At 55.9% G+C, this 22,807-nt stretch carries 20 protein-coding genes; 11 read left to right on the forward strand and 9 right to left on the reverse strand.

Annotated elements, in window-relative coordinates; translation table 11 throughout:
• Positions 1-28: 28 nt before the first annotated feature.
• Genes AC5TBW_RS09785 through AC5TBW_RS09800 form a run of 4 tightly spaced genes read left to right on the forward strand, consistent with a single transcriptional unit; the run spans position 29 to position 4,593 of the window.
• Positions 29-1,456 (forward strand): enoyl-CoA hydratase/isomerase family protein, encoded by a 1,428-nt coding sequence (locus tag AC5TBW_RS09785; protein ID WP_495511872.1) that lies wholly within the window; start codon positions 29-31, stop codon positions 1,454-1,456.
• 2 nt (positions 1,457-1,458) lie between these two features.
• The gene (locus AC5TBW_RS09790) at positions 1,459-2,652 is read left to right on the forward strand and encodes an acyl-CoA dehydrogenase family protein (RefSeq protein WP_495511873.1); all 1,194 of its coding nucleotides are present in this window, start codon (positions 1,459-1,461) and stop codon (positions 2,650-2,652) included.
• A gap of 7 nt (positions 2,653-2,659) precedes the next feature.
• Complete coding sequence (locus AC5TBW_RS09795; RefSeq protein ID WP_495511874.1) at positions 2,660-3,778, forward strand: acyl-CoA dehydrogenase family protein; 1,119 nt, start codon at positions 2,660-2,662, stop codon at positions 3,776-3,778.
• A 35-nt stretch (positions 3,779-3,813) separates the two neighbouring features.
• Positions 3,814-4,593: an enoyl-CoA hydratase/isomerase family protein gene (locus AC5TBW_RS09800; protein ID WP_495511875.1), complete on the forward strand. Its 780-nt coding sequence runs from the start codon at positions 3,814-3,816 to the stop codon at positions 4,591-4,593.
• Here the strand turns inward: AC5TBW_RS09800 and AC5TBW_RS09805 are convergent.
• From AC5TBW_RS09805 to AC5TBW_RS09835, 7 genes are all read right to left on the reverse strand, one after another.
• A complete protein-coding gene (locus AC5TBW_RS09805; RefSeq protein WP_495511876.1) occupies positions 4,575-5,534 on the reverse strand; it encodes an NAD(P)H-dependent flavin oxidoreductase in 960 nt (319 codons plus the stop codon). The genes AC5TBW_RS09800 and AC5TBW_RS09805 overlap by 19 nt on opposite strands.
• 82 nt (positions 5,535-5,616) lie before the next feature.
• Positions 5,617-6,543: an electron transfer flavoprotein subunit alpha/FixB family protein gene (locus tag AC5TBW_RS09810; protein ID WP_495511877.1), complete on the reverse strand. Its 927-nt coding sequence runs from the start codon at positions 6,541-6,543 to the stop codon at positions 5,617-5,619.
• Between the two features lie 42 nt (positions 6,544-6,585).
• The gene (locus AC5TBW_RS09815; RefSeq protein ID WP_495511878.1) at positions 6,586-7,335 is read right to left on the reverse strand and encodes an electron transfer flavoprotein subunit beta/FixA family protein; all 750 of its coding nucleotides are present in this window, start codon (positions 7,333-7,335) and stop codon (positions 6,586-6,588) included.
• A gap of 153 nt (positions 7,336-7,488) precedes the next feature.
• A complete protein-coding gene (locus AC5TBW_RS09820; RefSeq protein ID WP_495511879.1) occupies positions 7,489-8,877 on the reverse strand; it encodes a hypothetical protein in 1,389 nt (462 codons plus the stop codon).
• Entirely contained in the window at positions 8,874-9,329 is a 456-nt protein-coding gene (locus AC5TBW_RS09825; RefSeq protein WP_495511880.1) for a PaaI family thioesterase, read from the reverse strand. Before AC5TBW_RS09825 ends, AC5TBW_RS09820 begins: the two co-directional genes overlap by 4 nt.
• The gene (locus tag AC5TBW_RS09830; RefSeq protein ID WP_495511881.1) at positions 9,326-10,927 is read right to left on the reverse strand and encodes a class I adenylate-forming enzyme family protein; all 1,602 of its coding nucleotides are present in this window, start codon (positions 10,925-10,927) and stop codon (positions 9,326-9,328) included. Before AC5TBW_RS09830 ends, AC5TBW_RS09825 begins: the two co-directional genes overlap by 4 nt.
• Positions 10,927-12,078, reverse strand: coding sequence for an acyl-CoA dehydrogenase family protein (locus AC5TBW_RS09835; protein WP_495511882.1), 1,152 nt, complete (start codon positions 12,076-12,078; stop codon positions 10,927-10,929). The genes AC5TBW_RS09830 and AC5TBW_RS09835 overlap by 1 nt, the downstream gene beginning before the upstream one ends.
• Positions 12,079-12,297: 219 nt before the next feature.
• Between AC5TBW_RS09835 and AC5TBW_RS09840 the strand changes: the two genes are divergently transcribed.
• The 7 genes from AC5TBW_RS09840 to AC5TBW_RS09870 all read left to right on the forward strand — a co-directional run bounded on the left by AC5TBW_RS09840 (position 12,298) and on the right by AC5TBW_RS09870 (position 19,620).
• Positions 12,298-13,821 carry a 3-hydroxyacyl-CoA dehydrogenase gene (locus AC5TBW_RS09840; protein ID WP_495511883.1) on the forward strand — a complete coding sequence of 508 codons (1,524 nt, stop codon included), beginning with the start codon at positions 12,298-12,300 and terminating at the stop codon, positions 13,819-13,821.
• A 28-nt stretch (positions 13,822-13,849) separates the two neighbouring features.
• Complete coding sequence (locus tag AC5TBW_RS09845) at positions 13,850-15,058, forward strand: 3-oxoadipyl-CoA thiolase (protein WP_495511884.1); 1,209 nt, start codon at positions 13,850-13,852, stop codon at positions 15,056-15,058.
• A 103-nt stretch (positions 15,059-15,161) separates the two neighbouring features.
• Positions 15,162-15,983: an IclR family transcriptional regulator gene (locus AC5TBW_RS09850; protein ID WP_495508420.1), complete on the forward strand. Its 822-nt coding sequence runs from the start codon at positions 15,162-15,164 to the stop codon at positions 15,981-15,983.
• 93 nt (positions 15,984-16,076) lie between these two features.
• On the forward strand, positions 16,077-17,210 hold the full coding sequence (locus AC5TBW_RS09855) for an MlaE family ABC transporter permease (protein WP_495508421.1): 1,134 nt from the start codon (positions 16,077-16,079) through the stop codon (positions 17,208-17,210).
• The gene (locus AC5TBW_RS09860) at positions 17,210-18,034 is read left to right on the forward strand and encodes an ABC transporter ATP-binding protein (protein ID WP_495511942.1); all 825 of its coding nucleotides are present in this window, start codon (positions 17,210-17,212) and stop codon (positions 18,032-18,034) included. Before AC5TBW_RS09855 ends, AC5TBW_RS09860 begins: the two co-directional genes overlap by 1 nt.
• 6 nt (positions 18,035-18,040) lie before the next feature.
• The gene (locus tag AC5TBW_RS09865; RefSeq protein WP_495508422.1) at positions 18,041-18,982 is read left to right on the forward strand and encodes an MlaD family protein; all 942 of its coding nucleotides are present in this window, start codon (positions 18,041-18,043) and stop codon (positions 18,980-18,982) included.
• The gene (locus AC5TBW_RS09870) at positions 18,979-19,620 is read left to right on the forward strand and encodes an ABC-type transport auxiliary lipoprotein family protein (protein ID WP_495508423.1); all 642 of its coding nucleotides are present in this window, start codon (positions 18,979-18,981) and stop codon (positions 19,618-19,620) included. The genes AC5TBW_RS09865 and AC5TBW_RS09870 overlap by 4 nt, the downstream gene beginning before the upstream one ends.
• Before the next feature lie 10 nt (positions 19,621-19,630).
• Here the strand turns inward: AC5TBW_RS09870 and AC5TBW_RS09875 are convergent, their stop codons facing one another.
• Both AC5TBW_RS09875 and AC5TBW_RS09880 read right to left on the reverse strand, forming a co-directional pair.
• Positions 19,631-21,484: a protein kinase domain-containing protein gene (locus AC5TBW_RS09875; protein ID WP_495508424.1), complete on the reverse strand. Its 1,854-nt coding sequence runs from the start codon at positions 21,482-21,484 to the stop codon at positions 19,631-19,633.
• 11 nt (positions 21,485-21,495) lie between these two features.
• Positions 21,496-22,791 carry a 2-oxo acid dehydrogenase subunit E2 gene (locus tag AC5TBW_RS09880; protein ID WP_495508425.1) on the reverse strand — a complete coding sequence of 432 codons (1,296 nt, stop codon included), beginning with the start codon at positions 22,789-22,791 and terminating at the stop codon, positions 21,496-21,498.
• Positions 22,792-22,807: the final 16 nt, after the last annotated feature.

Below are 22,807 nucleotides of genomic sequence, written 5' to 3' on the forward strand. Positions count from 1 at the left end.
TGCCACGATACATACACGGGAGCAAGCTATGTCCGTTCACTACCAGCGCCACGGCGATATAGGCGTTATACAGATCGCTAACCCACCGGTTAATGCCTTGGGGCACGCCGTGCGTAGTGGCTTAATCAACGCGCTCAAAGAAGGTATTGCCGACACAGATGCTAAAGCGCTGGTTGTGCTAGCCGATGGCCGCACTTTTATTGCCGGGGCGGATATTCGTGAGTTTGGGAAACCTCCCCAAGCTCCTCTGCTCCCCGATGTAATTACCCAACTGGAAGCCTGCCCAAAACCACTGATTGCCGCCCTACACGGCACGGCCCTGGGCGGTGGTTTGGAAGTGGCATTAGGTTGCCACTACCGAGTGGCGCTGACGGGAACCCGCGTAGGGCTACCAGAGGTAAAGCTTGGCCTACTGCCTGGCGCCGGAGGTACTCAACGTTTACCACGCTTAGTCGGCGTTGAGCGCGCATTAGAGATGATTACCAGCGGTCGCTTTGTAGAGGCTGAAGAAGCGCTAGAAGCAGGCATTATCGACGCCATTAGCGACGCCCCATCGCCCCTTGAAGCGGGTTTAGCCGCCGCCCAGAAAGTGCTGGCAGGCGCACAAACGCCCCGTATCACCGGCCTACTTCCTGCCCCTGCGGCGAATCCCCAGGCCATCACTGCGACGCTGGACCAGCTTAACCAACACTCTCCCGAACTGTTCTCGCCGTTTCGCATTGTTGAAGCGATTCAGGCCTGCGCGGACGCCGAGTCACTAGAGGCCGGATTACGCCGCGAGCGAGAGCTGTTTCTAGCCTGTATGGACTCCCCCCAGCGCGCCGGGCTTATTCATCTGTTTTTTGCCGCACGCAGCCCACACTCTGTGCCCGATATTGAGAAAGCCAGTGCTTTTAAACACGTTGCGCTGATCGGTGAGCATCCGCTATTTGAACGCCTACACAAAGCCGCGCAAAAGGCGGGTATTAGCTTGACCAGCGCACCCGACGACGCCACCGACATTTGCCTACTGGCACCAAATGCCCAGAGGGTTTCGGGCAAAGCGTGCCCGGTTATCGCACTGGAAGAGATTGGAACCAGCAGCTCCAGCGATACTGCGCTAAGCCTGATCATGGCTGAAAACGGCCATATAGCAGAGCTAGTCAACTTATGTGCAGAGCCAATTACCCAGCAGTGCGCCGCACTCACTCTTAAAGCGTTGCGGCTAAACGTCGTGGTCAGCCAGCAAAAAAGCATCCTTCACGAGATGCATGCTGTCATTCAGCAAGCCCCGACCAGTGAAAGGCAGTCAGCGCTTGAACAGGTGAGTGTCAGTATTGCCGAACAGGGCTATTGCTACCGCGCAAGCGACATCGATTTGCTTGCGGTGGAAGGGTTGGACTATCCGCGTCACCTCGGTGGGCCACACCGCCAGGCCACACTTTCAACTGCTATCTCGACTGCTAAGGACGCATAACAATGAATCTCACCTTTAGCCCTGAAGAGCAGGCATTTCGCGAAGAAGTGCGGCACTTTCTAGTCAATGCGTTGCCCAGCGATATCAGCGAACGCGTTCGCTTGGGGCGTCACCTACGCGCCGATGATCACCTACGCTGGCAGAACATTCTCAGCGAACAGGGCTGGCTAGCGTCTAACTGGCCAGCGGAGTACGGCGGCCCTGGCTGGGGTCCGGTACAGAAGCATATTTTCGACGAAGAATGCGCCGCTGCCCATGCCCCTACGGTTGTGCCCTTTGGCGTTAACATGGTGGCCCCCGTCATTATGAAGTTCGGCAGCGCCGAGCAGCAACAGCACTATCTGCCGCGCATTTTGAGCAATCAGGATTGGTGGTGCCAAGGCTACTCAGAGCCGGGCGCTGGCTCCGATTTGGCGGGCCTGAATACCCGCGCCGTGCGCGATGGTGACCACTATATCGTCAATGGACAGAAGACCTGGACCACTCTGGGTCAGCACGCCAACATGCTGTTCTGTCTGGTGCGTACCAACCCGGATGCCAAGAAGCAGGCGGGGATCAGCTTTCTGCTGATCGATATGCAGACCCCTGGCATTACCGTGCGGCCGATTATTACATTGGATGGTGCCCACGAAGTTAACGAGATATTTTTAGACAACGTTCGCGTACCCGTTGAAAACCGTGTCGGAGAAGAGGGCCAAGGCTGGACCTGCGCTAAGTTTCTGCTCACCCACGAACGCACGGGCATTGCAGGGCTTGGACACGCCAAGCAAGCCTTACGTCACTTGAAGTCCCTGGCTAGCCGGATTCAACATCGCGGCAAACCGCTGCTGGAGCTGCCCAGCTTCCGCCAGCGGGTAGTGAAAGCGGAACTTGAGCTAATGGCATTGGAAGTGACCAATCTTCGCGTGATTGCCGCAGCCCGTGACGGTGGCGTTCCGGGCGCAGAAAGCTCGCTTCTGAAAGTGCGCGGTTCAGAGCTCCGCCAGGAGCTAAGTGAACTGACTCGCCGAGCTCTTGGTCCCTCCGCACTGCCGTTTTTTCCTGATTTCCTGCATGGCGATGACTGCCTGGATGAAGAACGCGCCCAAAGCGCTGCCGCTAGCGCCCAGTACTTCAATCGCCGCAAGTTGTCGATTTATGGCGGCGCCAATGAAATACAAAAAAGTATTGTCGCCAAAACCATTTTAAATATGTGAGGTCACCATGGATTTTGCTTTAACTGACGAGCAGCGAATGCTCGAAGAGACGCTCACCCGCTTGGTGGCTGATCAAGTTTCCCCCGAACAGCGCCGCACTATGCTGGCCGCTGCTTCAAACGGCGCTTCTGCACTATGGCGCACCTTTGCCGAGCTGGGACTGCTGCATATGCCTTTCAGCGAAGACGTTGGCGGGCTAGGGGGCGATGGCACCGACCTGATGATTATTATGCAGTCATTGGGGCGCGGCTTAGTGCCCGAACCCTATTTGGCTGGCCTAGTGCTACCTGGCCAACTGCTGGCCCTTACCGCCAACAGCGAGCAGCAAACCCGGTGGCTAGCACCACTGCTAGAGGGCGAGCACCAATTGGCGTTTGCTTGGCAGGAGATTGGCGCCCGCTACGATGCCTTTTCGGTAGCTACCCAGGCTACCCAGCAAGACGGCCAATGGCAGCTAACCGGTAGAAAAGACGTGGTACTGAACCTGGAGGCCGCTGCGGCTACGTTGGTCACCGCTCAGTTAGATAACGGCCAGCTAGGGCTATTTATTATGCCCGCTGATGCACCGGGCATATCTACGCACCACTATCGCACTATCGACGACCAGCCTGCCGGTGATTTGACGCTGGATAACGTCACGCTGCCACCAGAAAACTGCCTAAGCGAAGATGTCAGTAAGGCCCTGGCCAGTGTGCTGGCCCTGGGTCGCGCAGCGCTCTGCGCCCAAGCTATAGGCGCAATGGAAGAGGCTTGCGATCAAACCCTAATCTATCTAAAAGAGCGTAAGCAGTTTGGCGTGCCGCTTTCGACCTTCCAGGCGCTGCAACACCGCATGGTGGATATGCACTTACACCTGGAGCAGTCCCGCTCGATGGCAATTTTGGCCGCCACTAGCCTCACTCTTCCTGCCGGTGAGCGGGATTATAAAATTGCTGCAGCTAAAGCCTACTGTGGCGAATCGGCACGCTTCATTGCCGAACAGGCTATCCAGCTTCATGGAGCGATGGGTATGACCGAAGAGTGCTATGTCGCTAACTACGCCAAGCATCTGGTCATGTTCGATCACTACCTGGGCGACAGCGACTATCATCTCGAAACGGCCAGCGAGCTGTTAAAAGTTGCCTGAGCACGTTGCCAGAAAAGTTAATGAGGGAGCGAAACATGCCAGATGACGTCGGCGAGTTGGTGACTGTCAGCGCGATTGAAAACGGCATCGTCAAAGTCGCCATTGCACGTCCAGAAGTACGCAATGCCCTGAATGAAGCCACCGCTCTGGCACTCAATGAGGCCCTGGCGGAGGTGGCTGACAATAAGCAAGTTCGCTGTGTGATTCTGCGCGGTGAAGGGAGTGCGTTTTGCGCTGGCGCTGACCTGGCGGAGTTTGAGAAGGCGACGTCTCAGCCCGCCAGCGAACGGCTGGAGACTCTTTTTCTGCCCGCCCTGCGCAATTTAATGGCAATGAATAAACCGGTGATTGCTGCGGTTAGCGGTGCGGCTGCGGGCATCGGTGTTTCCTATGTTCTCGCTAGCGATATGGTGGTGATGGGCCGCTCCGCTTACCTGAAGCTTGCTTTTATCAATATTGGGCTCATCCCCGATGGGGGCGCCTGCTGGCATCTGGTGCGCAAGCTTGGTCACGCCCAGGCGTTTGAGATGGCGGCGCTAGCGACACCTATCACTGCCGAGCGCTGCGTGGCGCTCGGTTTGGCTAACCGAGTCGCCGAAGATAACCAGGTGTTAGTGGAAGCTCGTTCGTTAGCCCAAGCGCTGGTAGCGCAATCACCCCAGGCGTTAAGTGCCACCAAGCGCGCATTGCGGGAAGCGGCGCAGCGCTCGCTTAGTGACACGATGCAATTAGAGGGAGAGCTTCAGGATCAGTGTAAAGCGTCGGAAGATTTTCACGCGCGGGTGGCGGCGTTTCGTCAAAGCCGCCGCAAATGATCCAGCGCTTTCTGGTAATCATGGCGCAGCGTGGCTACTTCTTCGGCCACGCTGCGCATAGAGGCAATACCGCCCACGCCCTGTCCCGCACCCCAGATATCCCGCCACGCTTTAGCCCTACTACTACCACTTGAGCCATAGCGCATAGAGGCTTTATCGCCTTCAGGTAGTGCATCGGGGTCTAATCCCGCCTGCTCGATACTTTGCCGCAGATAGTTACCGTGTACGCCGGTAAACAGGTTGGTGTAAACAATGTCGCCTGCCGCTGCGTCCAACACCATCTGTTTATAGGCCGCTTGAGCATTTGCCTCTTGGCTGGCGATAAAGCGCGTACCCATATAGACCAAATCCACCCCTAACGCCTGGGCGGCAACAATCTGTTCACCTTTGGTAATCGCCCCCGCCAGCACCAGCGGGCCGTCGTAAAAGCGGCGCACTTCGGCCACAAACGCAAAGGGGTTTAACCGCCCGGCATGCCCACCTGCGCCGTGGCATACCAGTATCAAACCATCGACCCCCGCATCGATCGCCTTCTTGGCATGTCGCAACGTGGTCACATCGTGAAACACCAGCCCGCCGTAGGCATGAACCTGCTCTACCACCTGTTTAGGCGCATGCAGACTCGTGATGACCAGCGGCACCTTGAACTCAGCGCATAATGCGACATCGTGCTCTAGGCGATCATTGGTGGGGTGCACGATTTGGTTTACCGCAAAGGGCGCTGAGGGTTGTTCGGGGTGTTGCTCGTCATAGTCAGCCAGGGTTTGGGTAATTTTTTGCAGCCATTCGCATAATGCTTCCGCTGGCCGGGCGTTAAGGGCTGGAAAAGCACCGATTATGCCCGCTTGGCACTGGGCAATCACCAGTTCTGGCCCAGAAACAATAAACATCGGGGAACCGATCACCGGTAGGGTTAACGAGGCGGTTAGGCGCGTTAGCATGGGGCAACTCGCTGGTTATTATTGTGAGGTAATCTGCAAAAGGCCCCGATTGGGGCCTTCCGTGAACTGCTTTTAGCTGCGCTTACAGCTTGCTCTCAAGCTCCGGCAGGATCTCGAACAGATCCCCCACCAGGCCGTAGTCCGCCACCTGGAAGATCGGTGCTTCGTCGTCTTTGTTGATCGCGACGATCACCTTGGAGTCTTTCATGCCCGCCAGGTGCTGGATGGCGCCCGAGATACCCACGGCGATATACAGATCCGGGGCAACGATCTTACCGGTCTGGCCGACCTGCATGTCGTTGGGCACAAAACCTGCGTCCACCGCAGCGCGGGAGGCGCCAATCGCCGCCCCCAGCTTGTCGGCAATGCCGTCGAGCAGCTTGAAGTTTTCACCGTTGCCCATGCCGCGGCCACCAGAGATCACCACCTTGGCACCGCCCAGCTCGGGACGGTCCGACTTCGCCAGCTCTTCTTTGACGAAGTTGGATTGACTGTTTTCTACCACGGTATCGACGGCTTCCACCGTCGCGCTGCCGCTGGTGCCGACCGCATCAAAGCCAGTGGTGCGCACGGTGATGACCTTGAGCGCATCGTCGCTTTTCACCGTCGCGATGGCGTTTCCGGCGTAGATCGGACGCTTGAAGGTATCAGCGCTGTCCACGGCGATCACGTCCGAGAGCTGGCTGACGTCTTTTAGCGCGGCCAGGCGCGGCAGCACGTTTTTGCCGGTGGTGGAGGCACTGGCCAGCACGTGGGTGTAGCCGTCGGCCAGCTCCACCAGCAGCGCGCCCATGGGCTCGGCCAGCTGGTGGGCGTAAACGGCGTTATCGGCAACGCGGACTTTGCTCACGCCGTCGAGTTTAGCGGCGGCGTCCGCCGCGGCTTGAACGCCTTCCCCGGCCACCAGCACGTCAATATCGCCACCGATGGCTGCCGCAGCCGCCACGACGTGGGCGGTGGCACCGGCCAGTTGGCCTTCGTGTAGATCCGCAAGTACCAGAATGCTCATGGCATCAACTCCTTTCAAAGCGCTTGTAGCAAAGTACTTGTCTCAAAGAACTTTGGCTTCGTTTTTCAGTTTGTCGATCAGCTCGTCTACCGAGGCGACTTTGACGCCGCCTTTGCGCTCGGCGGGCGACTCTACTTTGAGCAGACTGACCTTGGAGGCAACCTCGACGCCGTAGTCGGCGGGGGTTTTCACCTCCAGCGGCTTTTTCTTGGCCTTCATGATGTCGGGAAGCTTGGCGTAGCGCGGCTCATTCAAGCGCAGGTCGGTAGTGACAATCGCCGGTAGCGTCAGGGCGATGGTTTGCAGGCCACCGTCGATTTCCCGCGTCACGTTCACCTTGTCGCCGTCCACTGCGACTTCCGAGGCGAAGGTGCCTTGGGGCAGGCCGGTCAGCGCGGCGAGCATTTGGCCGGTCTGGTTGTTGTCGGTGTCGATGGCCTGTTTACCCAACACCACCAACCCCGGCTGCTCTTCTTCGACGACTTTGGCCAGCAACTTGGCCACGGCCAGGGATTCGGCGCGTTCATCGGTTTCGATATGGATGGCGCGGTCGGCACCCAGCGCCAGCGCGGTACGCAGCTGCTCCTGGGCGGCTTTGGGGCCTACCGTGACGGCGACGACTTCCGTGGCAACGCCCTTCTCTTTTAGGCGCACCGCCTCTTCCACGGCAATTTCGCAGAAGGGGTTCATGGCCATTTTGACGTTGGTAAGGTCGACGTCAGAGTGGTCCGCCTTAACGCGGATTTTGACGTTGTAGTCGATGACGCGTTTCACCGCGACGAGGATTTTCATAAGGCGTGCTCCAATTGCGTAACTAGCCAACTCTCTATTCTAATGAAAAAGCCACTACACCATTTTGCATAGCGAAATATTATTTTACTTTATAAGAAACACAATAGAAAAATGCCCACTAAAGGTCAAGCGCTTACTCTATCTCGCGACGTCTTAAAAAGGCGACCACACAAACCACGCTGCCAATAGCGGAATGGAAGCTAACAAGAACCGGCCGTTCCAGCGGTAGCCGATGCGTGTGGAAGGTACGCCGGTAAACCGGGACAAAATCAGCATTGATGCCGTCATCGGCGATGACATTAGCGCTAGCGCCCAACCGACCATAAGCGATGAGCCAATCAGCGGTGGCGTTAGCCCCTCAATGGCTAGCTGCGGCAGTAGGCCGACTAGCAGCGTTACCGTCACAATAGGATTAACGCCTACTTGGGCCAGCCCGACCACCATCAGCATGGCCAGCGCGGCATTGAAGGCGCCCCACTGGTTTAACACAGTGAGTAGTGGTGCCAATTGCTGGGTATCGACTAACCCGACGCATAAATGTCCCAAATAGCCAGCCGCCCCTAACACCACAATCTCATTGGCACTGGGCGACAACAGCCACGGCAACTGACGATGTACTGCGCTAACCGCTGCGGGTAAACCCAAATAGCCAAGCCTGCGCCGTTGAAAGGCCAGCCAAATCAGCGCTCCTGTGGGTGCACCTAACAGCGCGGCAATAGGTAAGCGCAGTTCTAATAGCCAAGCAATACTAAACACCAACGCCACAATCCCCATTAGCAGTACGCAAAACTGGGCCAACGGGCGTAGCGAGGGGGTGACTACCGTGGCTTTATTGGCGGGGGGATGTGGTCCGGTGAGAAAATCAATGGCCCAACCTGCTAGAAAAACAAGTGCCGCTGCGCCCAAAATATACGGCGCAAGCTGTAGCCAGGTGACCTGAGGAAGGCTAGAAAGTACCACGGCCACCCCAATGCCCATGGGGGAAATCAGCGGAGCAAGAGAAAATCCGCGCAGCAGCGCCAGCATCATGCGTCGCTGGCGAGCTTCCCTTACCCAAACGCGCCCTTGAGCTGCACTTAACGTATTGCTCTTCTCAATCATAGCGGCAAACAGGTTTAGCACGCCGATATTGAGAATGATGCCAAACAGCGCCGAGCCTAACGATAAAATAGGATAACGACGGCTGGGCGGTTGAAGCAGCATGCTTTTTCCGCAGCGGCGCACTAAACGTGAGCGATAGGCAGGTAAGCGCAGCATACTCAGCGCGACCACAAAGGTGGCAAAAAACGCAAAACGGCCGCTGGCGTCAAACAGCAACTGACCGGGGTTAGGCGATCGCCAAAGCGCGAGCAGCGATAGTATGAGGGCTACTAGGATTAACCCGTTGGCCATCCGTGTCAGCTTGCCCACCAGTGTTGATAAATAGAGCAGCAGCGCCGTGATACCGACCGCTTGCCAAAACAGACTACCGACCACCAGATGAAACAGCGTTGCCAGGGTGACCAGTAGTAACAAAGAGACCCGCAGGCGGGCTGGGCTCACTCAGCGGGCTCCCTTGGTTTGTTTTTCGGAAATCCCTCAGCCGATTCACTACCACTGCGACGCCGAAAGGAACCCTCACCCATCGCGACTAAGTTGCCCTTTTCATCGACAATTTCACCACTGGTCATATAGGTTTTCTGGCCGCCACCGCGCAACGTACCCGTTGCCCGCAGAACGCCTTGCCGTGCAGGCCCCACAAAGGTAGTGGTCAGTGACAGTGTCATTCCCCGACGAATATTGCCCGGCACATCACAGTGCAGACCCGCAAGACTCAGAGCGCTATCCAACATTGACGCCAACACGCCGCCGTGAACATTGCCGCTGCGGTTAAGATGCTTTGGCTCAATGGTGAGTTCAACCACGGCACGGTCTTGCTGCCACTCAACCACATGCATACCCAGCAGATCGTGATAGCCCATAAGCGCTTGTTGAGACGACTCCGATTGACTCATGAAGCGCTCTCCTGCTGAGCTAAATCCCGCAGTCGACCCTTTAGTATTTTGCCGCTGGCGGTGGAAGGTAATGTGTCCATTAATACGATTTGGGTAGGCCGTTTGTAGGGTGCAAGCCGCTCGGCGATAAACGCCTTGAGCTCCGCCATATCCACCTCAACGCCAGGCTCACACTGCACAAATGCCACCACTTCTTCGTTCCCAGCGATTTGGCGACCCACAACGGCGGTTAGCGTGACAGCAGGATGCTGATTAATCACCGCTTCCACATCCGGCGGATAGATATTGAATCCTGAGCGGATAATCAGCTCTTTGCTGCGTCCGACGATATAAAGTTGATCATCGTGATCGAGTTTGGCGATATCGCCGGTATTAAGCCAACCGTCTTCGGTTAGGGTGGCGCGGGTAGCTTCCGGCTGGCGGAAGTAGCCTTTCATAATATTAGGCCCGCGCACCCATAGCTCACCCACTTCGTCACCCGGCTGTTCGGCAGTGCCGCTGTCACTGAGTGGCTCCAGACGATACTCCAGCAGAGGCAACACGCGACCCACGGTGCTGTTGGCGTGACGGTCATCGATACGCGTTTGACTGATGGTAGGGCTAGCCTCGGTTAAGCCGTAGCCGTTATGCAGTGTCAGGCCAAAAGCCGCCTCTACCCGAACCTTGGTATCGCTATCTAGCGGTGAACCTCCTGCAGAGATGTAAATCAGCTCAGGCGCTTCTAACGGTAGCTGTTCGCGCTTTAAAAACTCCAGCGCCCGGGCATACATCGCAGGCACACCCTGGAGAACGGTAATTCGCTCTTGCTTGAGCGTTGCCAACAGTTGAGCGGCATCAAAACGCGGTACGGTGTATAGGCAGGCACCGTTATACAGCGATCCCATACACACAGATGAAAGGCCAAACACGTGGGACATTGGCAATACGCCATACACCCGCTGCCCTTCACTCAAGTGGCGCATACCACCTGAAATCGAAGCGATATAAAGAATCCCACGGTGGGTCAGCATGACCCCTTTGGGGGTGCCGGTGGTGCCAGAGGTGTAAATCATCGCCGCGACCTGGTCGGCACCGCTTGCGCAGACTGGCTCGGGTTCACTCTCAAACAGCGGTGAAATCGCCAGCCCGCCCAACTGAGGATGCTGGTAGCGGTCAGCGGCATTACGCTCGGCGTGCTGGCACGCCTCTGGCGAGGCATCGCAGGTATAGAACACACGCCTGGGTAGGCAATTGCCCTGAATCAGGTCAACTTCCTGTGCTGAGAGGCGAGAATTAACGATCGCTACCCATACATCCAGTTCACTGGCAGCCAGCAGCAGTACAACCAAGGCACGACAGTTTTCACTCACCGTCATAATGCGATCGCCCGGACGAATACCCATTGCGCTTAACCACTCACAGGCGGCATCTATTTCCTGTCCAAGCTGCGCATAGCTCCAGCGCACGTTGCCATCCACAATGGCAGGCTGCTCAGCCAGGCGCTTGGCGTTCTCAAGCACGCGGGTGCTGAGCCGGTCAGGAAGTTCAGCCACCAGCTCGCTGGCAAGGCGACCAAAAATATTTTCGTCCGGTGCTTGGTAGGGAACCGACAAAGCCATTAGGACGCCTCCCGCACCATATTCCGGGCAATAACGATTTGCTGAATCTGAGTAGTACCTTCGTAAATGCGGAATAGGCGCACATCACGATAAAAACGCTCAACCGCGTATTCGGACATATAGCCCGCACCGCCATGCACCTGAACCGCACGATCAGCCACACGGCCAACCATTTCAGCGCAGAACAGCTTGCAGCAAGAGGCCAGCGTTGAGACGTTTTCACCATCATCTTTGCGTCGTGCGGCATCCATCACCATGGTTTTGCCTGCATAGGCTTCCGTTTTGCTGTCCGCCAGCATCGCCTGGATCAGTTGATGCTCAGCAAGCGCGGCGCCAAACTGCTTACGCTCCATGGTGTAGCGAAGCGACTCTTCCACTAAGCGCTCAGCCACACCTACGCAGACCGCTGAGATATGCAGCCGCCCACGATCGAGCACCTTCATCGCCGTTTTAAAGCCTTGGCCCTCTTTACCACCAATAATATTTTCAGCGGGCACTCGGCAGTTGTCGAAAATAATGTCACAGGTATGAGCGCCCTTCTGCCCCATCTTGTTATCCGCTGGCCCACGGATTAACCCAGGAGTATCGCCTTCCACAATAAAGGCTGAGATTCCGCCCGCGCCTTTATTAGAGGGATCAGTGCGTGCCATGACGGTAAACAAGTCGGCTTCTGGGCCATTGGTGATATAGCGTTTGGTACCGTTCAAAATATAGTGATCGCCATCGCGCACCGCCGTCGTACGCAGACTGGCAGCGTCGGAACCTGAATCTGGCTCGGTAAGGCAAAACGAACTAAGAATTTCGCCAGTGGCCAAACGCGGCACATATTTGGCTTTCTGCTCGTCAGTACCATCAATCAAAATACCCTGGGCACCAATGCCATTGTTGGTGCCAAACACCGAGCGAAAGGCGGGGGATGTCTTGCCAATCTCCATCGCCACCAGCGCTTCTTCTTCCATGGTCAGGCCCAGGCCGCCGTACTCCTCTGGAATCGATAGCCCGAAAAGCCCCATCTCTTTCATTTCCGCAAGAATTTCCGGGGGCACCGCATCCTCTTCGGCTAAACGTGCCTCATTGGGAATTAGGCGCTCACGGACAAAGCGGGCGATGGTGTCGACAAGCTGGTTAATTAATTCGGGATCGCGAATCATGACGGCTCCTGGTGGCAACAGTTTTTATCATTAGCGTTTTATGATTAGAAATAGTGCTAAACGTGGACAGCACACATATTTTGCATAGCAAAACTATTGTCCACTATTCTTGTCAGGCACTTTTGCATAGCCTAGGATGGCAGTCAATAATTGAAACACCATTTTGCAATGCAGAATCACAATACACAAAAGACCCCATTTGCAGAGAGGATTTAGCGTATGGCTAATGAACCAACACCTTCGCCTTTCACCACGCTTGGTATTGTCGGCACTGGCGCCATGGGTCGCGGCATCGCGCAGTTGGCTGCCCAAGCAGGCCTTGACGTCATGCTGTTCGATGTGAAGGAGGGTGCTGTACAAGAAGCCAAAACGTTTATCAATGGCCTATGGCAGCGAAGCGCTGAGAAACAGCGCATCACTAACGAACAAGCACAGCACTATAGCCAACGGTTGATTGAAGCACGTGAGCTGAGTGCCCTTGCCCCCTGCGATATTGTCGTCGAAGCCATTGTTGAGAAACTGGAGGCCAAGCAGGGGCTATTTAGCGATTTAGAAAGCATCGTCAGCCAGCAGGCAGTATTGGCGACCAATACCTCTTCGCTCTCCGTTACGGCCATTGCCGCCGCCTGCCAGCATCCGGAGCGAGTGATCGGTTTTCACTTCTTTAACCCCGTGCCGCTAATGAAGATTGCCGAGGTTATTCCTGGCCTGCGCACTGCAGAGGACGTTACCCAACGGGTTAATGCCTTAGGGGAAGCTATGGGCCACTTTACTGCCCAGGCCACCGATACACCTGGGTTTCTGGTTAACCATGCCGGGCGTGCCTTTGGTACCGAAGCGCTGCGTATTTTAGGGGAAAGCGTTACCGACCCAGCCACCATTGACCGAATCATGGTCGATCAAGGCGGGTTCCGAATGGGCCCCTTTACGTTGCTTGACCTTACCGGGCTAGATGTCTCCCACGCCGTAATGGAGTCGGTGTATCACCAGTATTATGAGGAAGCGCGCTTTCGTCCTTCACCGTTAACCCGGCAACGCCTCACCGCGGGCTTGCTGGGGCGCAAAACCGGCGAAGGCTTTTACCGCTACGTAGAAGGCAAGCAGCAGATGCCGGATGAGCCGGCCATCAAGCCTGCCTCACCTTGCCCAGTATGGGTTAGCCGTGAAGACCCCGAGAGCTCAAAAGCACTCACTGCGCTAGTGAATGCGGCGGGCTGGACGTTAGAAACCGGCAAGCAGCCGTCTGAACAAGCGCTCTGTTTGCTTACCCCTTTCGGCGAAGATACCACTAGCTGCGCACTACGCCAGGGGGTCGACGCCAAGCAGTGTGTCGCGGTGGATATGCTCGCTGGGCTTGATCAACGTCGCAGCCTAATGACCACACCGATGACTCAAACGGCTTTTATTCAGGCAGCTCAAAGCCTGCTCAATCACGATGGTACGCCGGTGAGCACGCTTCACGACAGTAACGGCTTCGTTCTGCAGCGCGTTATTGCCTGCATCGTTAACGTCGGTGCCGACATTGCCCAGCAAGGTGTCGCCGCTCCCGCCACTATAGACCGGGCGGTTGAGCTTGGCCTGGGCTACCCTTTCGGCCCGCTGCGCATGGGCGACCATTACGGCGCCACACGCATTATGACGATACTGACCAACCTACTTGATGCCACCGGCGACCCACGCTATCGGCCAAGTCCGTGGCTGCGCCGCCGTGCCGCACTGCAAATGTCGCTAACCGCTGCTTAAGGTCACCCCAACAACAAGGAGCAACACCATGCAAAACGCCTATATTTACGACGGTTTACGCACCCCTTTTGGTCGCCACGGCGGCAGCTTAGCGGCTATTCGCCCAGATGAAATGCTGGGCTTAACCCTGAAAGCACTGGTAGCCCGCAATCCTTTTGCGCCAGAGAGCTATGAAGAGGTGCTGGCGGGATGTACTAACCAGGCGGGTGAGGATTCCCGTAACGTGGCTCGCCATGGTGCACTCTTGGCAGGCCTGCCTATCGAAGTGGCGGGACAAACCATTAACCGACTTTGCGGTAGCGGCTTAGCAGCGATGATGGATGCCGCCCGGGCAGCGCGGCTGGGCGAAGGTGAGCTATTTCTAGCAGGTGGCGTGGAGTCCATGTCCCGAGCGCCCTATGTATTGGGTAAAGCGGACTCCCCTTACGCTCGCAATCAGCCGATGTACGATACGGTGATTGGCTCACGCTTTCCCAATCCCTGGATTGCCAAAGAGTACGGCAGCCACAGCATGCCGGAAACTGCTGACAACATAGCCCACGACCTCAACATCGACCGTGAAGCCAGCGATGCGTTTGCCGCCCGCTCCCAGGCCCGCTATGCCCAAGCGCTAGCCTCAGGTTTTTACGACGGCGAGATGTTTGGCGTTGAGGTTCCCCAAGGACGCAAGCAGCCGCCATTGTTGGTAGATAAAGACGAACACCCCCGTCCGCAAAGCACCCAAGCCAAACTGGCCCAACTGGGCGCACTTTTTGAAGGCGGCGTCGTTACCGCCGGTAATGCTTCAGGCCTCAATGACGGCGCGGCTGCTTTAATTGTAGGCTCCAAAGCTGTCGGCGAGCGTGTGGGTTTAACGCCCCGCGCACGCATTGTTGCCAGCGCCGTTGCCGGCGTTGCACCACGCGTAATGGGCCTGGGGCCGGTTCCCGCTTCGCAAAAGGCACTTGCACGTGCGGGTCTTACCCTTGAGCAAATGGACGTTATCGAAATTAACGAAGCCTTTGCTGTGCAGGTGCTTGGCTGCGTGCAGCAGTTGGGGCTTTCTGTCGATGACCCACGTTTGAACGCCAATGGTGGTGCAATCGCCATTGGCCATCCGCTGGGCGCTTCAGGGGCGCGCCTGGCGCTAACGGCGTTACGCCAGCTTGAAGCCACTGGCGGGCGCTATGCGCTGGTCACTATGTGTATTGGTGTTGGTCAGGGTATCGCCACCATTATTGGGCGTCTTGACCGCTGAGTTAGTTTTATAGCGGACGCCTTTTCGTTGATGGGCATAACAGCTGCGCCAAAGTAGATATGCGATACTGGGCGCCATAAGCCACCAATTGTTGGGACACTGAATGCACCCCACTGACACTGATGCTGACGACCCACAGCTGCCAGGAAAAGATCGTAACTTTGTGACCGCGCTCGCCCGCGGTTTAGAGTTACTACGCGCCTTTGGCGCTGGTGAAGAGTATTTAGGTAATGCTGAACTCTCTAAACGAACTAACATCCCTCGCCCCACGGTTTCACGGTTAACCTATACCCTTACCCAGTTAGGCTATTTGCAGCACAACACCCACCTGGAAAAATACCGCCTTGGGCCAGGTGTTTTAGCCTTGGGGTATCGTTTTCTCGCCAATATGGGCATTCGCGAAATTGCCCGTCCGCATCTGCAGAAATTTGCCGACGCCACTGACTGCAACGTTAGCCTGGGCGGCGCCGACCGGAGCGACATGGTTTATCTGGAAACCTGTCATGGCCATGGCCCGCTGATTATTCGTTTAGATGCAGGCTCACGCCTACCGATTGCTACCTCGGCTATTGGACGCGCCTGGCTATGCGGTTTATCAGACGAACGCCGTCGACAAGTGCTCCGAGAGCTGGCGGACGAGTATGGCAATGAATGGCCACGTTATGAAGCAGGTATTCAACAGAGCCTGAAGGACTATGCTCAATACGGCTTTTGCCTTTCTGAGCAAGATTGGCAGCGCGATATTAGCGCGGTAGCCATGCCGCTGATATTAGAGGGCGGTGCGGAAGTAATGGCAATAAACTGCGGTGGATCCAGCCTGCGTTTGGATCACGATCGTTTGGTGAATAATCTAGGGCCACGCCTCAAAGAAGTCGCTAGCCAGATAAAGCAGGAACTAGCGCCAAGAAACCGCTCTATAAGGTAGGTTTGAGCCAGGGAGGCTTTCACTAACGCTCGTTTGAATGCATCATAGACTTCTAAACAAGCGCATAGATATCAAGAGCGCCAAGGAGTGGGGATGCCAAGCGAGTGGATAGCGCGTCATGATCAAACAGTAGCGCTCAAAGGCGAGTGGACGCTTGCCAACTACCGGCATATCAAAACGGCGCTTATTCACACAGAGCTTATTAATTTAGAGCTTGGCAAGCCAACGGATGAGACCGTTTCGTTAGACGCGATCACGCGCCTTGATACTGCCGGTGCCATACTTGTTGTAGAGCTGATTGGCGTTGAGAAAGCGCAGGCAGTAGCCGACTGGGCAGCAGAGCTGCCGAGAGAACAGCAGGCGCTGCTTATTCGCATTGCCGAAGCCATGGAAACGCCGCTTGACGTTGATCCCCCCTCCTATTCGCGTATTAGCCAAGCGCTTGCCAGCGTGGGCCAACAAATGCTGGGGCTTTGGTCTCAGCAGCGCCAGCTGTTGGCCTTTATTGGCCTTGTCATGGCCACCCTCTTCCACTTGGTATTGCGGCCACGCCACTGGCGCTTAACGGCCACTGTGGCCCATATTCAGCAGAGCGGTCTTAATGCCGTCCCCATCGTCGCGCTACTCACCTTTATGGTGGGTGCCGTCGTCGCTTTCCTTGGCGCTACCGTTTTGCAGGATTTTGGCGCCACGATTTATACCATCGATCTTGTTGCGTTCTCATTCTTGCGAGAGTTCGGCGTTCTGCTGGCTGCGATACTACTCGCGGGACGAACCGCCAGTGCTTTTACCGCCCAGATCGGCGCCATGAAATCCAACGAAGAGATAGATGCCTTGAAGGCCCAAGGGCTAGATCCTATCGAGCTTTTGGTGCTCCCACGGGTAATGGCAATGTTGATTAGCCTGCCCATGCTCGCCTTCGTGGGTATGCTCAGCGGGCTAATGGGAGGCGCTATGGTCACCTCCCTATCCCTGGATATTTCACTTACCCAGTTTATGACCACGCTGCAAAAAGATGTGTCGGTAACGCATTTTTTGGTAGGTCTTAGCAAAGCACCGGTATTTGCCTTTGTGATCGCCGTTATCGGCTGCCTTGAAGGCTTTAAGGTCAGCGGCAGCGCACAGTCGGTGGGCGAACACACGACGTCAAGCGTCGTTCAGTCGATTTTCATGGTGATTCTGATTGATGCCGTCGCCGCACTATTTTTTATGGAGATGGGCTGGTGATCGATTCAGATAATCCGACAGAGCAAAACAACCAACCGGTCATTAAGGTTCGAGGCTTGGTCAATCGCTTTGGCGCTCATGTGGTTCACGAAAACTTAGATTTAACCCTCGAACCCGGGGAAATCCTCGGCGTTGTAGGCGGTTCAGGGACCGGTAAATCAGTGCTGTTGCGCAGCATCGTCGGCTTGAAGCGCCCCAATGACGGCACGGTTGAAGTCCTTGGCACGACCCTTAACGAGCTTAACGATGCACAGCGCAGCCTAATAGAGCGGCGTTTTGGCGTGCTTTTTCAGCGCGGTGCGCTGTTTAGCTCGTTGAACCTGCAAGAGAATATCGCCCTACCTCTGATTGAACATGCCAGGCTACCCCGTGAAGACGCCGAGCACCTCGCCAGGGTAAAGCTATCGTTGGTCGGGCTTCCGCCACAGGCTGCGCTGCAATTTCCTGAGTCGCTATCTGGCGGCATGGTCAAACGCGCCGCCCTCGCCCGCGCCTTAGCACTTGACCCTGAGATTCTATTCCTTGATGAACCGACCGCCGGGCTTGACCCTATCGGCGCAGCGGCCTTCGATCAGTTGCTGGTCACCCTTCGCGATGCGCTGGGATTCAGCGTATTTCTGGTTACCCATGATTTGGATACGCTCTACGCCGCCTGCGACCGGGTAGCGGTACTCTCACAAAAACGCGTATTAGTCGTAGATACCATTGATAAAGTGGCGGATACCGACGACAAGTGGGTTCAAGACTACTTTCACGGGCCGCGTGGTCGCGCCGCTCAGCATGCTCATACCGCCTCTTCAACGAATGCTTACACTCAGGAGTGAGGGTCGATGGAAACCCGAGCGCATCACGTTTTGATAGGGTTGTTCACACTGGGAACCGCCGTCGCGGCGCTACTGTTTGCACTATGGATGAGCTATGCAGCTGGTGAACGTAGCTACCAGCCTTACCGTATTCTTTTTGAGCGCAGCGTCAGCGGCTTATCGGTCGGCAGCCGAGTACAATATAACGGTATTGAGGTGGGGGACGTTACCGAGCTGAACCTCAATCCTGATGACCCACGGCAGGTGATTGCCCATATCCGCGTATACGATGACGCGCCGATTAAAACAGACACCCGGGCAAAACTCGCCTTTGCCAGTATTACCGGCAGCATGTCCGTGCAACTTCACGGCGGTACCCCGGAAGCCCCGCTGCTGATTGACCAATCGGATATCGAAGCACCGTTCATAAGCGCAGACCCTTCACCCATCGCCACGCTGTTCGATGAAGGCGAAGATATGATTGAGAACATCAACTCAATCCTGAAAAACGTTAACGAGCTGTTTGACGACAATAACCGTGAGGAGACGGGCAATATTTTAACCAACATTGCTCAGATCACCGAAATGATCGCCACTCAGCAGGACGCACTGGACCAAAACATGGCGCTTTTCGGCGAGGCGGCTCGCCAAGCGACGACCACGCTTAGCAGCATCGACGCACTTAGCCAGGAAGCAACGCAGTTGCTGCGTCAAGATGGCCGGCTGGTAATGCAGAGCGCCGCAGATGCTAGCGATGATGTGGCTCGCGCGGCTCAGCGTATTGAGCAATTAGTAGAGACTAACGCTGGCGCTATAGAAGGCAGCCTGCAGGGCGCGCAAGATATTGCCCCGGCGCTCTCTTCGCTGCGCTCCACCCTCGATACATTGGATCGTATTACCCGCCAGCTAGAGGAGAGCCCAACAGACTTTTTCCTGGGCCGTGATCAGGTAGAGGAGTTCCGTCCATGATTTTGCGCCCTATCGTTATCGTTTTAGTTTGCACTGCTTTGCTATTCAGCAGTGGCTGTTCAATATTGCCCGAAAATGAACCAGCAACGCTGTATCGCCTGCCCAGTAGCGATGTACAGCCCGTTAATCCTTCCTCCGATTCTTTAACGACCCGCCAACGCCTTGCGGTGGCTGCTCCCCAGGCGGGATATTTACTGAGTAGCAACCGCATTGTGGTTTATCCAGAGGGCAATGTCGTTAACGTTTATGAAGGCGCCCGCTGGCAGGAGGATGCTCCTGATTTACTTCAGTCGCGCTTGATCACTGGCTTACAGCAGAGCCGCCTATTTGCCAGCGTGGGTAGCGATAGCCTTCCTTCCGAGCGACTGCTGCTCAGCGAACTACGTCACTTTCAGAGCGACTATGCTACCCATCCGCCCACTGTGAAAATTCAGCTCGATGTTCAGCTAGTCAGCACCCAAAACCGCGCATCAATCGCCACTCAGAGCTTTACCACCAGCGCGCAATCAATAAGCACCGATATACCTGATGTGGTTAATGCGTTTGGTATCGCTAGTGACGAGCTTGCTGAGAAACTGATCAACTGGCTGGCCAATCAGGAGGAAGGTAATACACTTGATGAAGCTAGCATTGACTAAGCCAGCGTGATTAGGACGTTGTTGCCCTTCGGACATACTCCCGCGGGTCGCGGGGGTAGTAGCGTTTGGGCTGGCTTTCCAAGTGGGTAAAGTAACGAGTGTCTTTGTAGGGCATCTTCATGTAGCCCGAGACGCCTAGACCCTCTATTTGGTCTACTGAAGCGAGAATGCGCGCTAGCAGCGTGCGAAACTCGCCCTCTCGGGCCGGATCCAGCAAGCGGTAGTAGCTATGTATTTTGAGGTGCTGAGGTAACGCTTCAAAAATAATCATGCCGGTGTGGTGAATATCGTTAAGCTGCTGAAGCACGTGCATTATCGTTTCAGGAAGCACAAGCAGCTCTTCAGGATCGGGTCCATCTTCAAAGTAGCTGTGCTGGCGGGTGCGATCTTCGAGCTCTGGCACTGCGCTAAGTTCGTAGCTAATCGCCATGCCTGGCTCGCTTATAAACGCATGTTCGGCTGAAGCGCGCTCTAAATGCAGTGTCTGGCGTGCGTTAAACAGGCAGCTTTTAAATACCCCTTGGCGATGAATGGCCCGCGCCAAGTGGACCATGTTATTCACTGCTTCGATAAAGGCAGGCTTGAGTGCTGGGTCGTGGAGGTTTAACGACGAATCGATATATACCCCTTCCCGCTCCCAGCGCACCGCCAAACCACCCACGACGGGGTATTTACCTAACCGGCTTACCGAGGCCAAAAATGCCTTTTCGGTCTCGCCCATGCCTTGCATAAACTGCTTGTAATAGCGGTCGAGTTGTACGTCATTGACATCATTCAGGGTTTCTTGGGCACTCGCTTCACGCAGGAAGGCTTTGCGCGAGCTATATACCACGGTATCGATCTCCTGATGCGCGGGGCGCGCCCATACCGGTACCAGCGGTACATTGAGCGATGCGGGCAGATCGATCATTACCACCTTGGCCATACGCGGCATGTTGTTTAAAAAGTAGTCGCCCGCTTTACGCCGCACCTGAGGGTCAGGGTCGAGCATGCCATCCAGAGTGCGGGCAAACTCCATCGGCAAGCCCAGCGAACTGGCGGGAATCGCTCGATGACCAAACCGACAGGATTGGGCCGATGCCAACGCATAGAGAGTACCTGCGGCCCCCTGCTCATCAAACCGCGGAGATGAGAGCGCCCCGTTCAACTGCTCCTCTCCGATAAAGTACACATCCCCCAGGCGGGCATTGGTTTGCTGCAGATTATCCGACATCAGCTCCATTACATTGGCGCTCACAAACTGCAGCTGAGCATCTAGCTGAGCAAATACCGATGACCCCCAATCAATCAGCGCGATGGACTCGTGTTCAGCGTCGAACACCAAATTGGAGGGCTTGATATCGCCATGCACAACTGGCCGGGACTGGGCGCCCGTTTCGCGTCGAAGCGTGATAAGAATATCAGCCAACTGCGATGCTATACGGACGATTAAACGGGGCGATAGCCGTCCATGCTTGAGCGACACTTGTTCGAGATTCAGGCCAGGCGCCCGCTCCATTACCAGAATTGATTGCCCTCGCGAGCGCTGATAGGTGATCAACCCTGGGATTCGCGGGTGGGAGACTTGATCGAGCATAAACGCCTCTTCTTCAAGGCGCTCTTGTAGATGAGTTGGTAGGGTAATGCGTGAAAACTTGAACACGTAGTTCGGGTTAGCGCCCACGCCAACACTGGGGGCACTGCCAGCAAATACAAAGCCGTACGCCCCCTTGCCGATTAACTCAATGCCTTTATAGCCCAACTGGGTGAGCTGCGCCTGACACAGCGCCACCCAGTCTTTGAGCTTGCGGGCATCATGATGGCTCAGCAGATATACCGACTGCTCTTCAGGTATGTAAAACTGCTGAAGCGGTGCCTGAGGCATGGTGTGGCCTGTTAGCCCAAGTGGAGCAGCATGGATTCCGGTGCTTCCAGAAAGCCCTTCCAGGCATTACAGAAGCGTGCGATTGTACCGCCATCAATAAAGCGATGATCACCCGCCCAGGTAATCGTCATAATCGCGCGACGTTGCACTTCACCCTGCTCATCAAATCTTGGCAGCCACTGGGTTTTACCAATCGCCACAATCGCCGCTTCCGGCGCGTTAATGATAGGTGCTGCGTAGGTACCACCGAGCGCACCGATATTGGAAATGCTAATCGTGCCTCCTTTTAGGTCGGCCTGCTCAACCCGCCCATCCCTTGCCGCCGTGGTCAAACGCCCAACTTCTCGGGCAATTTCAAGCAGCGTTAAGCGTTCCACGCCTTTGACGTTGGGTACCAGCAAGCCGGCTTTGCTATCAACCGCCATACCGATATTGCACTGGGGGTAGTAGAGCAACTCATCCCCAGTTGCATTTAACTGGGCGTTAACAATAGGTTCTTCGGCCACCGCCAGCGCCATGGCTTTCATAAAGAATGGCATCAAGGTGAGTCGCTCGCCCTGAACCTCTGCCAGCGGCTTTAAACGTTCACGCAATGCCACCAACGCGGTAACGTCAATCTCTTCGCCGTAATGAAAATGGGGGATGGTGCTGGCCGCTTCTACCATTCGCTTGGCCATCACTGCACGCACACCGCGTAGCGGTTCCACTCTGGGTGCTACAGGTTCAGATTGCCCCGTCTTTTGATTAGAAGTGGCTGTTGCTTGCACCGCGTGGTCAAGATGCGCCAGCACGTCCTCTTTCAGCACTCGGCCATCTTTGCCGCTGCCCGCAATCTCCTTAAGCTGTAGAGAATGCTCGCGCACTAAGCGCCTTACCGCAGGGCTAGCAGGTACTTTTCCATGCCCAGGCACATATTCCCCAGCAGTCGCCGTCTGTGATAAGGCTGCCGTTGATGGGGCGGGCTTTGGCGAGCTTGGCTTGGAATGGCTTGATGGCTGCTCTACCGACACCTCATCGTCAGTCGATGGAGCTTCGGCGGTCTGGGCCTCATCGGTATCTGCTTGGCTCTCTGCGTCGATTTGATAGGCATACAAGGGCGCATGTACTTTGGCAATTTGCCCTTGGGGCACATAAAGCTTCGTCACAATACCCGCTTCGGGGGCGGTGATCTCAACCAGCGCTTTGTCGGTCATGACTTCAACAATGGGCTGGTCTTCGGCAATCGTATCGCCTTCCGCAACGCGCCACTCAACCACTTCACACTCGACAATACCTTCGCCAATATCCGGCAGTAGAAAATCGCTCATTGTTATTCTCCCCATG

The sequence above is a fragment of the Vreelandella sp. ssv genome, assembly GCF_059448525.1.